This is a genomic window from Fictibacillus sp. 18YEL24 (assembly GCF_015903855.1).
Lineage (GTDB): Bacteria > Bacillota > Bacilli > Bacillales > Fictibacillaceae > Fictibacillus > Fictibacillus phosphorivorans_C.
In genome coordinates this window covers 140,055-153,334 of the sequence record NZ_JACZDT010000003.1, presented here as the reverse complement: position 1 = coordinate 153,334, position 13,280 = coordinate 140,055, and the positions used below count along the sequence as shown (strand labels likewise).

The 13,280-nt window shown below is 39.6% G+C and carries 15 protein-coding genes; 6 read left to right on the top strand and 9 right to left on the bottom strand.

Annotated features, from left to right (window positions below):
• Positions 1 to 250: 250 nt before the first annotated feature.
• Positions 251 to 466: a hypothetical protein gene (locus HU823_RS11130; RefSeq protein WP_191753158.1), complete on the bottom strand. Its 216-nt coding sequence runs from the start codon at positions 464 to 466 to the stop codon at positions 251 to 253.
• A gap of 77 nt (positions 467 to 543) precedes the next feature.
• A complete protein-coding gene (locus HU823_RS11125) occupies positions 544 to 768 on the bottom strand; it encodes a hypothetical protein (RefSeq protein ID WP_144702636.1) in 225 nt (74 codons plus the stop codon).
• A 463-nt stretch (positions 769 to 1,231) separates the two neighbouring features.
• On the opposite strand from HU823_RS11125, the gene HU823_RS11120 reads away from it, so the two are divergent.
• From HU823_RS11120 to wrbA, 3 genes are all read left to right on the top strand, one after another.
• Complete coding sequence (locus tag HU823_RS11120; RefSeq protein ID WP_260858781.1) at positions 1,232 to 1,777, top strand: phosphatase PAP2 family protein; 546 nt, start codon at positions 1,232 to 1,234, stop codon at positions 1,775 to 1,777.
• A 125-nt stretch (positions 1,778 to 1,902) separates the two neighbouring features.
• Positions 1,903 to 2,325: a hypothetical protein gene (locus tag HU823_RS11115; RefSeq protein ID WP_197222089.1), complete on the top strand. Its 423-nt coding sequence runs from the start codon at positions 1,903 to 1,905 to the stop codon at positions 2,323 to 2,325.
• Positions 2,326 to 2,422: 97 nt separating this feature from the next.
• Entirely contained in the window at positions 2,423 to 3,049 is a 627-nt protein-coding gene (wrbA, locus tag HU823_RS11110) for an NAD(P)H:quinone oxidoreductase (protein WP_144702642.1), read from the top strand.
• A gap of 42 nt (positions 3,050 to 3,091) precedes the next feature.
• On the opposite strand, the gene copZ is transcribed toward wrbA, so the two are convergent.
• The 7 genes from copZ to HU823_RS11075 all read right to left on the bottom strand — a co-directional run bounded on the left by copZ (position 3,092) and on the right by HU823_RS11075 (position 10,446).
• Positions 3,092 to 3,298: a copper chaperone CopZ gene (gene copZ / locus HU823_RS11105; protein WP_144703741.1), complete on the bottom strand. Its 207-nt coding sequence runs from the start codon at positions 3,296 to 3,298 to the stop codon at positions 3,092 to 3,094.
• 11 nt (positions 3,299 to 3,309) lie between these two features.
• Positions 3,310 to 5,712, bottom strand: a complete 2,403-nt coding sequence (locus HU823_RS11100) for a heavy metal translocating P-type ATPase (RefSeq protein WP_197222088.1) — start codon at positions 5,710 to 5,712, stop codon at positions 3,310 to 3,312.
• 15 nt (positions 5,713 to 5,727) lie between these two features.
• The gene (locus tag HU823_RS11095) at positions 5,728 to 6,015 is read right to left on the bottom strand and encodes a metal-sensing transcriptional repressor (protein ID WP_144702648.1); all 288 of its coding nucleotides are present in this window, start codon (positions 6,013 to 6,015) and stop codon (positions 5,728 to 5,730) included.
• Positions 6,016 to 6,091: 76 nt separating this feature from the next.
• Entirely contained in the window at positions 6,092 to 6,637 is a 546-nt protein-coding gene (locus HU823_RS11090) for a TVP38/TMEM64 family protein (protein ID WP_197222087.1), read from the bottom strand.
• Between the two features lie 86 nt (positions 6,638 to 6,723).
• Positions 6,724 to 8,778 carry a heavy metal translocating P-type ATPase gene (locus HU823_RS11085; protein WP_197222086.1) on the bottom strand — a complete coding sequence of 685 codons (2,055 nt, stop codon included), beginning with the start codon at positions 8,776 to 8,778 and terminating at the stop codon, positions 6,724 to 6,726.
• A gap of 16 nt (positions 8,779 to 8,794) precedes the next feature.
• Positions 8,795 to 9,109: an ArsR/SmtB family transcription factor gene (locus tag HU823_RS11080; protein WP_066391583.1), complete on the bottom strand. Its 315-nt coding sequence runs from the start codon at positions 9,107 to 9,109 to the stop codon at positions 8,795 to 8,797.
• Between the two features lie 125 nt (positions 9,110 to 9,234).
• The gene (locus HU823_RS11075; protein ID WP_197222085.1) at positions 9,235 to 10,446 is read right to left on the bottom strand and encodes a DUF418 domain-containing protein; all 1,212 of its coding nucleotides are present in this window, start codon (positions 10,444 to 10,446) and stop codon (positions 9,235 to 9,237) included.
• Positions 10,447 to 10,590: 144 nt separating this feature from the next.
• Here HU823_RS11075 and HU823_RS11070 point away from each other — a divergent pair, with 144 nt between their 5' ends.
• The 3 genes from HU823_RS11070 to HU823_RS11060 are packed head-to-tail and all read left to right on the top strand — an operon-like array spanning position 10,591 to position 13,278.
• Positions 10,591 to 11,394, top strand: a complete 804-nt coding sequence (locus HU823_RS11070; RefSeq protein ID WP_144702660.1) for an SGNH/GDSL hydrolase family protein — start codon at positions 10,591 to 10,593, stop codon at positions 11,392 to 11,394.
• Entirely contained in the window at positions 11,391 to 12,305 is a 915-nt protein-coding gene (locus tag HU823_RS11065) for an ABC transporter ATP-binding protein (protein WP_197222084.1), read from the top strand. Before HU823_RS11070 ends, HU823_RS11065 begins: the two co-directional genes overlap by 4 nt.
• Positions 12,298 to 13,278 (top strand): ABC transporter permease, encoded by a 981-nt coding sequence (locus HU823_RS11060; protein WP_137790451.1) that lies wholly within the window; start codon positions 12,298 to 12,300, stop codon positions 13,276 to 13,278. The genes HU823_RS11065 and HU823_RS11060 overlap by 8 nt, the downstream gene beginning before the upstream one ends.
• Positions 13,279 to 13,280 lie beyond the last annotated feature (2 nt).

Genomic DNA, 13,280 nt, shown 5'->3' with positions numbered 1-13,280 from the left:
AGGTTTTTGGGATAGGTGAAATTTTCGGGAAACGATCATAAATTCTCAGCATCGATCATAAATCCTGAGAGTCCATCAAAAATTCTCGGTATCGATCATAGATCCCAAGAATCGATCATAAAGCCTCGGAACCGATCATAATTCCCTAAATCATAGAGATTTTTCATTGCCGTAGCTAAAATTTTCTTCAAAACCCTCTCAAAAACTCAAAAAAAGCTGGCCCATATATAGGCCAGCGAACACAATCACATTATTTATGTCCTCTTCCTTTTGTAAGATGGCATGGTACTCCTTTACCCATAGCTCCTGGCTGTGACATGCGTTCCATGTAAGCCAATCCTCTTACGCATTGGGTTTTACAGGCGATGCAAGTTTCACTTGTAACCATCTTTTGTGTGTGCTGGTATTTATTAACCTGACTGTCATATTTATTTTTTGTTGTTTTCTTTGCATTTTTTTTAGCCATGAATGTGCCCTCCCCCTGAATCCTAAACCCAGTGTATGTAGGAAGAGGGGCTTTTGACATACATAAAAATAAAAAAACTACCCTATGTACAGGTAGTCTTCATCATGTGCGATTTCATATTGAATGCTTTGCCGTTCAGCCAATGACATGATGTAGTCACTGTCTGATTTGTCATACGCTAATAAAAACTCGTGCAATGGCATGTTGTATTTGTTCCAGACCACTTCCATCAGCCACTTTTGGCTGATCATAAAATATTCACCATTATAACGGTCTACTTTTATGGTATTGCCTACATACATCCATAACACTCCCTTTCAAAGAGGTTAAATATGCATTAGGTCTTACGGTTGTACCTCCATTATATTCCTTTTATCAGAAAAGTCAAAAAGTAATCGTCTGTATATAATATACGGGTACATTTACTACTTGACGCAAATAGTGGCAAAGAAATTGTAACCGTACTTGGGAAGACTAGACATAACCATAAATTGATATAAAATTTATAGTAGAATACGTCTCATGACCTATGACAAATAAACCATAATATGGTAACCTCAATAAGGTGTATTTTAAAACGTGTAAAACCTTTTAAAACGGGAATATGTTATTAAGCTGATGATATAGATAAAGGAGTAGTTCGTATTGCGTATTATAAAAGAGAATATTTTAGCATTATGTCTTCTCCTCTCTATCCCTTTACTGAATATTATTTATCAGGTATTAAATCACGGGGAACGCGGGGCGAGGCAACTTATTACAGCAGTGGATCACCAAATCCCATTTGCGGAGATTTTTATTGTACCTTATATCCTTTGGTATGCTTTTATTTTTCTAATGTTTGTTTACTTTTGTGTATATGACAGAGCCATCTATTATCGGACTTTATTAAGTTTTTGTGTTGGAATGCTGGTATGTTATGTGATTTATTTCTTTTTTCAGACCACTGTTCCCCGTCCCGAATTAGTTGAAGGTGGCATACTCACAAAGATGGTTCAATATGTATATGGGGCTGACCAACCGTTCAACTGTTTTCCAAGTATTCATGTTTTGAGTAGTTATCTTATGATCTTAGGTATTCGCCATAGTAAGATGTGGACGATCAGAAAAGATATCATTGTCTCAACCATCGCTTACAGCATTATCTTGTCAACATTGTTCGTCAAACAGCATGTTGTATTGGATGTAGTTGCTGGGATTTTATTAAGCAGCTTGCTATTTAAACTGTTCTATTATCTTGAGGCTGAAACGGTACTCAGCTTTTTCAAACGAATGTTCAAGACAAAACTTCAAAGCACAGAAAAAAGTTAAAGAAAAAAGAACTGCTTTTATAAGCGGTTTTTTTTTGTGGCTTTAACTCGTTCATAACTGTTTTCTATGTACAGACATAACTTGGGCTTGAAGGAAATATGAATAACATGGGAAGGAGTGATAATATGAGCGAAGATCAATTACATTCGAAGAATCAGAATCGGGCTGACAGTATGCATCAGATGTGTAAGCAGCATATGTATTATCATGTAACGATTAAAACCCGAGACGGACAAGAAATTGAAGGTATCATTACCGATCTAGACAAGAAAAATGTGTATATGATGGTTCCGCAAAACATGATGCCAGTCGAAGAAGAGCAAGAGAGTCCTCAACCTACACAACAGTCTCCAAATCCCCAACAACAATCTCAGCAAGTTCAACAAAGTTCAGAGCAAAATCAACGACAATGGTATGGTAATCCTTATTATCGAAGATATTATCGTCAGATTTTCCCACTAGCATCCTTAGCAGCTTTGTCATTATACCCTTATTATCCACCTTATCCCTATCCTTATTATCCACCCTACCCATACCCTTATTATTAGAAATCCGCCTGAAACAGACAGGCGGATTTTTTTTATGATTTCAATTAGGAAAAAACGGGAAGTGTACATAAGTCATATTAAATAAGGAGGTAATATAATGGCTAACGTTTTGGTTGTATATTATAGTTCTTATGGTCATATTCATGAGATGGCATTAGCAGCTTCAGAAGGTGTAAAGCAAGTTGACGGTACCGAAGTTAAAGTTGTAAAAGTTCCTGAATTTGAAGTCACAAAAAAATATATGTCTCAACAAGATGCTTATGTAAAAGCTCAAGAAGCACAGGTTGATATTCCTGAAGTTACACTTGATGATTTAAAATGGGCAGACGGAATAATCTGGGGAATTCCGACACGATATGGGATGATGCCAGCACAGATCAAACAACTACTCGATTCTGCGGGCAGTCTTTGGGCAAATGGCGATTTAGAAGGTAAGCCGACGGCCGTAATCACAAGTTCTAATACGATTCATGGCGGACAAGAATCTACTGCGATCACTTCTTTTGTTCCACTCATGCACTTTGGAATGATTTATGTAGGTCTTCCTTATGGAGAAAATCCAGAACAGATGACATCAGAAGGAATCGGTGGTTCACCGTACGCGGCATCGACTGTAGCTGGAGCAGATGGTAGTCAGCAGCCTCAAGATGCAGAGAAAACAATGGCATCTCGTTTAGGAAAACGCGTGGCAAAAGTGGCAAAAGCACTTAAAGGGAACTTATAGAATCTATATAAAAAGCCCCTCCACATGGAGAGGCTTTTCACATTACTTCACGTCATACCCTTGATCTTCAATCGCTTCACGCATTTCGGCTTCTGTAACTTTCGAGGAATCCACTTCAACTTCCACTTTTCCTGTTTCTAAGTGAACCACTACGTTTTTCACTCCATCTAGTTCATTTAGTGCATTTGTTACCGCTGCTTTACAATGTCCACACGTCATACCTTCTACATTTAGTGTTTTTGTTTCCATCATTTTTCCTCCTAAATTTTATTTAAGTTGACTCGTTTTAAACGCAATGCGTTCGTTACAACAGATACAGAGCTAAAAGCCATAGCCGCTCCGGCAACCCATGGTTCGAGCAAACCGAATGCAGCTATCGGAATACCTGCTGTATTGTAAAACAATGCCCAAAATAAGTTTTGCCTAATGTTCTGCATTGTCTTCCGGCTTAACTCTATCGCTTTTGGAATATGATTAAGATCACCGCCAACAAGCGTAACATCAGCGGCTTCGATCGCTACATCTGTTCCTGTTCCGATTGCCATTCCAATATTAGCAGTCGCAAGTGCTGGAGCATCATTGATCCCATCACCTACCATCGCTACTGTTTTTCCCTTTTCTTGAAGTTCTTTCACAATACGTGCTTTATCTTCGGGTAAGACTTCAGCGAATACCTCTTTAATGCCCACTTCTTGTGCGATCGCAAGTGCTGTTCTTTTGTTATCACCTGTGATCATATACACATCAATACCCTGTTCTGTTAAAGCGTTAATCGCATTTTTAGATGTTTCTTTTACCGTGTCAGCAACAGCTACAATCAGAACGAGCTCTCCATCTACTGCACCAAGCATAGCTGTTTTTCCTTCGTTCTCATATGCTTTAAGAAGTGCTTCCTGCTCTTTGTATTCTACAGCTTTTTCTTTCATGAGCTTTCTCGTTCCGACGAGTATCGTTCTCCCACTAACTACCGCTTCAATACCATGCCCTGGAATAGCATGAAAGGATTCCGTCTCAATGGATGGTATATCCTGTTTATTTCCGTACTCAACAATTGCTTCTGCTAAAGGGTGTTCAGAGCTTTTCTCTGCGGAAATCACATGAGCAAGGAAACCTTCTTTTAACTCTGTGAGATCTGTTACTTCTGGTTTACCTTTTGTAACCGTTCCTGTTTTATCAAGTAGTACAGCATTAATTCTTTGTGCACCTTCTAAATATTCCCCACCTTTGAACAGGATTCCCTGCTCTGCACCTATACCAGTTCCAACCATGATGGACGTCGGTGTTGCAAGACCAAGTGCGCATGGGCAGGCTATTACTAGTATGGCAATGCTGACTTCAAGTGCTTGTGGCAGGTTTCCTGAATCAACAAGAAAATACCAAATTACAAAGGCAAGTATTGCGATACCTACTACAATCGGCACGAAAATCCCTGAAATGTAGTCTGCCATACGTTGTATGGGGGCTTTTGATCCTTGAGCTTCTTCAACAATTTTTATGATTCCTGCTAAAGCCGTTTCTTTTCCTACTTTTTTGGCTTCCATACGAAGAGTACCATTCTTGTTAAGTGTAGCTCCAATAACGAAATCATCTTCTGCTTTTTCAACAGGAATCGCTTCGCCTGTAATCATACTCTCATCGACGGAAGAATTTCCAGAGAGTACAGTGCCATCGACCGGTATTTTTTCACCCGGTTTAATAACCAGCGTATCCCCCACCACTACTTGATCGATTGAAATTTTCTCTTCCATTCCATCTCGAACGACAGTAGCTTCCTTCGCTTGCAGATTCAATAGTTTGGAAATCGCCTCAGTTGTTCTACCTTTTGCGAGAGTCTCGAAATATTTACCGACTAAGATTAACGTGATTAATACAGCGCTCGTTTCAAAGTACAGCTGGGGCATATAGTCTGGATTACTAAGCGTTTTAAATGCTTCAACGACGCTGTAAAAAAAGGCAGCAGACGTTCCGAGTGCAACAAGAACATCCATGTTCGCACTCTTATTACGAAGCGCTCGAAAAGCACCGATATAAAAAGGTCCTCCGATATAAAATTGGACGATAGAAGCGAGAATAAATTGAAACCAAGGGTTCATGAATAATGAAGGCATCAACAGACCAAAATCCCAAGGCATATGTGCAAACATTGTATAGAGAAGTGGAAGAGACAAGATGATAGAAAGAATTAACTTTCTCTTCTTAGCCGTGATCTCTTCTTCCTTCTTCGTCTTTTTCTTTTCACGATCTTGGTGAGTAGACGCATGATACCCAAGCTTCTTGATCTTGTTTAAAACATCGTCTACAGAAACAATCGCCGGGTTATATTCTATGGATCCTGTTTCACCCGTTAAGTTAACGGTAGCACTAGAGATCCCTTCCATACGGTTTAAGCTTTTTTCAATGCGTGTAGAACATGCTGCACAGGTCATCCCCGAAATATCAAGATCTACTTTTTCTTTAACTACCCCGTATCCTAGCTTTTCAATTTTTTGTTCGATCTCTTGAAGGGTGATTGTTTCAGGATCAAACGTTACAGAAGCTTTTTCCATGGCTAAGTTGACGTTAACATCGACATGATCCATTTTGTTCAGCACTTTCTCGATTCGAGTTGAACAAGCTGAGCATGTCATGCCCGTGATTCCTAGATTTACTTTCTTTTTGCTCATGGCCTTCACCTTCTTTTATGATTTAGAGAATTGCTTAATGACCCTCATTAATTCTTCTATAGAGTCTTCTCCATCACCAGATTTTATCGCATCAGCCACACAATGCTGAGTGTGACTTTCCATCAATTGAAATCCTACTCTTTTTAATCCGGCTGTCACAGCTGAAATCTGAACAAGAACATCTATACAATAACGATCATCTTCTATCATTTTTTGAAGACCACGAACTTGGCCCTCGATCTTTTTTAAACGGTTGTTTAAATCTTGTTTATCACTGTCACAGCGATGTGTTTTTTGTTCCATATGGCTTCATCCCTTCGTTTTGGATGCTTACAAGGTTAGTATATACTATACCCCCCTATAGTATCAAAAGTTATGATCAGTTTCTTCTTTTGTTTACAAAAATGTAGATCCCTGCTAACGCTACAACTCCTAAAATGATCTTTCCTTCTGTATTCCATTCGGTTACGTTATACACTGAATATGCTTCAAGTACCAATGCTGGTATCTTACCTATTGAACTTGCTACAACAAAAGTCCATGCTGAGACAGCCCCGATCGCACTAGCAAATGTAACAAATCCTGAAGGTACAAAGGGCAGCAATCTAAGTGACAGAATGAGGATGAATGCTTCCTTCTCTCTTGCTTCCAACAATCTTACCACCCTGGGGTACCCTTTAAGCTTCTCTCTAGAAACCTGTTTGAATCCTTTTCTGTATAGAAAAAAAGCAACCATTGCTCCTAATGCTTCTCCAATAAATGAAATGAATGTTCCGTACCAAAACCCAAAGAATAAAATATTTGCGGCTGTTATAAAAACAGTAGGAACAACACCTAAAATTCCAATTAATATATTGAGAACGAGTGAAAGGATAATCGCCCATTCGCTATACTCTTGGAAAAATTGAATCACGGTTTCTGACATGACATGCGTTCCTCCTAAAAAATCCTAAGTTCATACCCCTTTATGGTACTAAAAAAGCCATGCAGCTGCATGACTTTTTACGTTCACTATTTTCTATTGTGAAGCAGGACAGTAAGGCTGATCAATGTTACAAGAATTGTAGCACCCATGTCAGACAGGATTGCAATCCAAAGTGTGAGCCATCCCGGTATCGTAAGCAGCAGAGCTAAAAGCTTCAACCCAAGCGATAATCCGATGTTCCACTTGATGATTGTATTTACTTTCCTTGAAACCTGAACAGCATCTGGAAGTTTTCCTAAATGATCTTGCATGAGTACAATATCTGCCGTTTCGATCGCACTATCTGTTCCTTTCCCCATCGCTATACCGAGATCTGCCGTAGCCAGTGCGGGAGCATCGTTGATTCCATCACCGATCATAGCCACTTTTCCATGCTTCTTTAGTGATCTAACCTTTTCTACTTTATCCTCCGGGAGCAGCCCCCCGAAGAAAGAAGACACTCCCGTTTTCTTAGCAACTTTATCTGCAACAATTGGGTGATCACCAGTCAGCATGACCGTTTCTCTTATTCCTTTTTCATGAAGCAGAGAGATAATGTCAGGACTTTCTTTTCTAATTTCATCAGCAATAGCAAACACACCAAGAATTTCAGTGTCACTTGCAACAAGGACGATCGTATTACCATCTTCTTTAAATGATTCGATAACATTTATTACGTCCTCATCCGCATGCATACTGCCAATGATTTTTTCGTTTCCTAGCCTATACGTTTTATGATTGACTACCGCTGTAATTCCTTGACCACTAACTGTAGTAATTTCATCCGCTTCTACTTCTTCAGCACCAACTTCCCGGCACTTTGCAACGACTGCTTTTGCAAGAGGGTGTGAAGAAGACTTTTCAATCGCATAAGCCACTTTATAAAAGTCGGGATGAAACGCTTTCTCCGCTACAACGTGCGGTTCCCCTAGTGTAAGAGTACCGGTTTTGTCAAAAGCAATGATATTTATCTTCCCAAGCTGTTCAAGATAAGCCCCGCCTTTGATCAAGATCCCATTTCTTGCATTAACGGTAATTCCAGATAGGATCGCAATCGGTGAAGATAGAATAAGCGCACAAGGGCAGCCCACGATCAATACCGCAAGTCCTTGATAGAACCATTCACCCCACGGATCGTTGAACAAGAGTGGGGGTACTAACATAACAAGTGCAGAAATAATCATGATGATCGGTGTGTAATAGTTTGCAAACCGATTGATGAAAAGCTCCGTTGGCGTTTTCGATTCTTGTGCTTCCTGAACAAGAGCCAAAATTTTAGAAAGAGCTGATTGGTTATAAGTCTTCGAAATTTTTACATGAAGGACACCTTCGTTATTGATGCTTCCACCAAATACGTTCTCTCCACTCTCTTTTTCCACAGGAAGTGATTCACCTGTGATCGCAGCTTCGTTCACAGAACTCTTTCCATAAACAACGACACCGTCTGATGGGATCTTTTGACCTGTTTTCACGAGTACCACATCATCAACAGCAAGTTCTTCGATCGAGATAACTTCTGTTTTCCCGTCTCTTAACAGAAGTGCTTCTTTCGGTGCTACCTTTAAAAGAGATTCCATCGAACGACGTGCTTTTTCCATCCCGTAAGATTCAAGAAGTTCATTAATACCAAAAAGGATTGCCACAAGTGCAGCTTCTTTCCATTCTCCAATTGCTACTGCACCGACTAAGGCAACTGTCATTAGAGTGTTTATATCAAATTTCAACTTCGTTAGATTTCGGAGACCTTTTAAAAACGTTGAGTACCCAGAAGCAATCGTCGCAACCGCATAAAATAGTATGGAAACATACGTTATGTTCATCATATGTTCTGTTATAAGTGCTGCTATGAAGGAAGCAACGGAGACGTATAGACCAATCATGAGCCAATTAGGTCCTGTAGGCTCTCCGTCTGATTCAAAACGTACATTCTCAGTCGAAAGGATTGAACGAACGCTGTCCAAATCCATTTGTTCATCTAAAACAATTTTGCTTGAGTTAAATTGCACTTTCGCTCGCTCTCCACCTGGAAGCTGTTGGATCTGTTCTTCCAGCTTTAAAGCACAATGTCCACACGATAAACCGGTGATCTTATGCTCTTTCATTTATGGTCCCTCCTTTCTAGTCGTGTCTCGCATGATGGATGGATTGATGCAGAAGGGTCATCACATGCTCGTCATCTATTGAGTAGAATAGTGTAGTTCCAGCGCGTCTAAATTTAACAAGTCTTAAATTTTTCAAAAACCGTAACTGATGGGATACCGTTGATTGCATGAGTGATAGTTCTTCAGCAATTTCAGAAACATTGCACTCTCTCTCTCCTAATAGATGCAAAATGCGAATGCGAGTTGGATCTGAAAGTGCTTTAAACGTTTGAGATACGATAAATAGTGTTTCCTCATCGAGGTGTTCATATTTGTTTTGCTGATCAGACATGAAAAACAGCTCCCTAAAATTCGGCTTTATTCATTATATGAACATATGCTCATATATGTTACTTAGAGTGTACCTAAAAATTTAAAATTGTGCAAAACAAAAAGAAGCGAGAATTCTCAGCTTCTTTAACTATTACTTATTTCGTTTCTTTTGAATCGCTGTTTTCGGCCATATGTTAGTGAGCGCCACACCCATTCAAGCGGTCCCATGTAATACCTTTTCATCCACCACTTTGAAAAAATAACTTGAATAGAAAAAATAACGCACGCCAAGATAACACCAACGAGTGGTCCAAACTTACCATACAGACCTAACCCATAACTATAGAAAATCGTTGTTGCGATGATCGATTGAGTTAAGTAGTTCGTAAAAGCCATGCGACCTGTAAATTGAAAGAAGTTAAACAAACGTTTACACACTCCACTTCGATAAAGAAGAACGATGCTGCAGATATAGAAGATGCTCATCATTGCCCCACCAAATTCGTATCCCCATGACATCGCGGTCTCATAACGCCAATCTTCTCCTTTATTAGAAAAGAAAATAACAGCGAATGATTTACTTCCAGGACCAAGGATCAATGTTAACAGCCACAGTCTCCATAAGCCTCGGTTCGTGAACGTTCTTTTCTTAGCAGCATAAGCACCGAATAAAAACATCGGCAAAAGTCCTGCTATAAAAAAGAGAAAATAACGGTTCAGATCTCCCCATTCATGAATTCTTTCCTTCATGATCTCAACATAGGTACCGTTGCTGTATATTTGAATGGATTGCGCGATCTCTTGTTCATAAAGCTCGTTTTGAGCATTTTGATAGGTTATCGCCGTGCCACTACTCCAATAATCGTACGTTAATGTTGTCATAAATAAACTGTAAACCGTTATTAACAGAAATCCCATTATGATTAATACTTTCTTATTTAAACGATAAAAGATCAACATGAACAGACCAACGATTGCGTACATGATCAATATGTCACCGTACCAAAAAAACAGAACATGAAGGATTCCAAAGAGAAGCAGAACAAACTGACGTCTTAGAAACACAGGAACAAACCTCGTATTTTTTGCCGCGGCTCTTTCTGCCATCAACACGATACCAAACCCAAATAAAAAGGAAAACATCGTTATAAAGTTTCCTTGAACAAAAAACTCTAATAGCACATTTGTCCAAACGTTATACGGCTCATCAAAATATTCGTAACTCAATGCACGAATCGGTGAATCCGGTCCTGAAAAAGACTTCATATTTACGAGTAGAATGCCAAAAATGGCTATACCGCGCATAATATCTAACGATTGAATTCTGTCTTGCTCTCCGACTGGTTTCCAATTCATGATGAACCCCACTTAAAATTTTTTTTCATGATTCCACTCCCTTTGGTTTATTTTACCGCAAATAGGCAAAAAAGTTAGAATATGCGTCATTATTTGCTATTCTATAATCAACAGATCAAGGATTTGGGAAGGATGAAAGCGGTTTTGAAAAAATATACCTTAACGGTCGTTTCGATTGTCTCTATTGCGGCTACAGTACTATGGCTGTTTGGTCTTGGTTGGACGTTACAAGATCAATTTTCTACTAACAAAAAAGTTTCACAGCTTAAAGAAAAAACCGAATCAACTTCAACAGAGAAGCAAGATGGCACCCTTACGATCTTTGCATTAGGGGATTCTCTTACTCGTGGAACCGGTGACGCTGACGGAAAAGGTTATACGGGCTATCTAACTGAGCGCTTAAAAGAAAAAACAGACCAAGATATTAATCTGCTTAACACTGCAATCAAGGGGGAAACATCTAGAGGTCTTCTTAAGCAGCTTCAACAAAGTGAGATTCAGCGTCAAGCCAAACAAGCAGATGTGATCGTCATGACGATTGGCGGAAATGACCTTTTTCAACAAGGAGCAGCATTAGAGAATCTAGATGATAATGCGATTAACGGTAAAAAACAGATTTATTTAAGCAATGTAAAAAAAATCTATACACAGCTCAGAGAACTGAATCCTGAGGCAGTCATCTATCATGTTGGGTTGTACAACCCTTTTAGCAACATGCCTGATTCAAAAACAACTTCTTCAATCGTTAGAGACTGGAACTTCCAGTCTGCTGAAACAGCAGCTGGCTTTGATAACATCGTATATGTACCTACCTTTGATCTCTTTCAGCTTCAAGTAGAAAACTATCTCTATACCGATCAATTTCATCCTAACACGGAAGGTTACAAGCTGATTGCTGAACGAGTAGCCTCACTGATCAAATTTGAACAGGAGGAGAACGAATCATGAGCCAAACACCCGCATTAGAAGTAAAGAATCTAACTAAGAAAATTAAGGGCAAGCAGATCATAAAAGGTGTTTCGTTTACACTCGTTTCCGGAGAAGTCTTTGGTTTTCTCGGACCGAACGGTGCCGGAAAGACGACGACGATTCGAATGATCGTTGGTTTGATCTCTCCTACTTCTGGAACGATTAAAATCGGTGGTAAGAATGTACGAACGGAATTTACCGAAGCGATGAAACATCTCGGCTGTATTGTTGAAAACCCAGAATTGTATCCGTACTTAACAGGATGGGAAAATCTTGTACACTTTCAGAAAATGGATTCTTCCATCCCAAAGACAAGATTAAATGAAGTGATCGAACTCGTTGGGTTACAAAATCGAATTCACGATCGTGTAAGTACCTATTCACTCGGTATGAGACAGCGTTTAGGAATTGCTCAAGCTCTTTTAGGAAAACCGAAAGTACTTATTTTGGACGAGCCGACAAACGGACTTGACCCTGCAGGTATTCGCGAGATGCGTGAATTCATAAGGCAATTAGCAAGAGAAGAAAACTTAAGCGTTCTTGTATCCTCCCATTTGTTAAGTGAAATTCAGCTGATGTGTGATCGTGTGGCGATCATCTCAAAAGGAACTGTATTACGCACAGACTCTGTTGATAACCTATTGGCTGAACAGGAACGTGTGATTTGGCGTGCTGAACCTATTCAAGTGGCTAAAGAGATTCTTTCTATGGAAACAGAAGTTACAGAAGGTCCTGATCATACACTAATCACGTTATATAATGAACCATTGCTGCCAGATTGGAACGAAAAACTCGTAAAAGCTGGAGTGAGGGTAAAAGAAATGAGAACTCAGCTTCCTTCTTTAGAAGATCTGTTCTTAGAAGTAACAGGAGGCGAAAGCATTGATTAATCTTGTCCGGAATGAAATGTTAAAGCTTCTAAGGAAAAAACGATTGTATGTCATCATCTTGATCATCGCGTTCTTAGTTCCTCTTTTTACATATGCTCAGTTTAAAGAGATTCAAGATCAACGTGAGAAGATGGGGAATCAAGATTGGCGAACTACATTGCAGCAAGAGATCACTGACACTCAAAATCGACTAAGCTCAAGCCGCATTCAAGATGAATGGCGTAAATTTCTAAAGATCAGACTTTCACAGCAACAGTATTATTTAGAGAACGATATCGATCCACGTGCTCCAGGAGCACCAACATTCATGCGAATATTCGTTGAGAACTCGATCGATCTACTTCTCCCGTTGCTCGTCATGGTCATTGTGGCAGACCTCGTTTCTTCTGAATCAAGTGGAGGAACGATCAAACTTTTACTCACCCGTCCAGTTAAACGATGGCGCATTCTTCTTAGCAAATATTTAGCGATGCTGCTCTCGATTTCATTCATCGTTCTATCAGTAGCAGTTCTATCGTATGGAATATCTGGCGTCGTCTTCGGATATGGCGGATGGAACATGCCTCTATTAACAGGATTTACGGTTTCTGGAGATGAACTTTTAACTGAAAATGTACACATCGTTCCACAATGGCAATACATCCTGATGGAGTTCGGTCTCGTATGGTATGTATGTATGATCGTTGGAACACTCACCTTCATGCTATCCGTACTGTTAAGAAGTACGGCTGCCGTTATGGGAATCATGCTCGCGTCACTCATTGCCGGAGCCATTCTAGCGAACATGGTATCTTCTTGGGAAAGCGCGAAATATTTCTTTATGGTAAACCTGAACCTTACAAACTATGTGAGTGGAATGGCAACTCCAATCGAAGGAATGTCTTTAGGATTCTCGATGAGCGTTTTAGCAGTTTGGGGAATTGCTGGATTCATCATCGCTTTCGTAACGTTTTCTAAGAGAGATATCTATTAAAA

Bases quoted from the DNA above. Each gene is read 5' to 3' on its own strand.
- HU823_RS11130 (WP_191753158.1), bottom strand. From the start codon at position 466: ATGGCTAAAAAAAATGCAAAGAAAACAACAAAAAATAAATATGACAGT.
- HU823_RS11125 (WP_144702636.1), bottom strand. From the start codon at position 768: ATGTATGTAGGCAATACCATAAAAGTAGACCGTTATAATGGTGAATAT.
- HU823_RS11115 (WP_197222089.1), top strand. From the start codon at position 1,903: ATGAGCGAAGATCAATTACATTCGAAGAATCAGAATCGGGCTGACAGT.
- wrbA (WP_144702642.1), top strand. From the start codon at position 2,423: ATGGCTAACGTTTTGGTTGTATATTATAGTTCTTATGGTCATATTCAT.
- copZ (WP_144703741.1), bottom strand. From the start codon at position 3,298: ATGGAAACAAAAACACTAAATGTAGAAGGTATGACGTGTGGACATTGT.
- HU823_RS11100 (WP_197222088.1), bottom strand. From the start codon at position 5,712: ATGAGCAAAAAGAAAGTAAATCTAGGAATCACGGGCATGACATGCTCA.
- HU823_RS11095 (WP_144702648.1), bottom strand. From the start codon at position 6,015: ATGGAACAAAAAACACATCGCTGTGACAGTGATAAACAAGATTTAAAC.
- HU823_RS11090 (WP_197222087.1), bottom strand. From the start codon at position 6,637: ATGTCAGAAACCGTGATTCAATTTTTCCAAGAGTATAGCGAATGGGCG.
- HU823_RS11085 (WP_197222086.1), bottom strand. From the start codon at position 8,778: ATGAAAGAGCATAAGATCACCGGTTTATCGTGTGGACATTGTGCTTTA.
- HU823_RS11080 (WP_066391583.1), bottom strand. From the start codon at position 9,109: ATGTCTGATCAGCAAAACAAATATGAACACCTCGATGAGGAAACACTA.
- HU823_RS11075 (WP_197222085.1), bottom strand. From the start codon at position 10,446: ATGAATTGGAAACCAGTCGGAGAGCAAGACAGAATTCAATCGTTAGAT.
- HU823_RS11065 (WP_197222084.1), top strand. From the start codon at position 11,391: ATGAGCCAAACACCCGCATTAGAAGTAAAGAATCTAACTAAGAAAATT.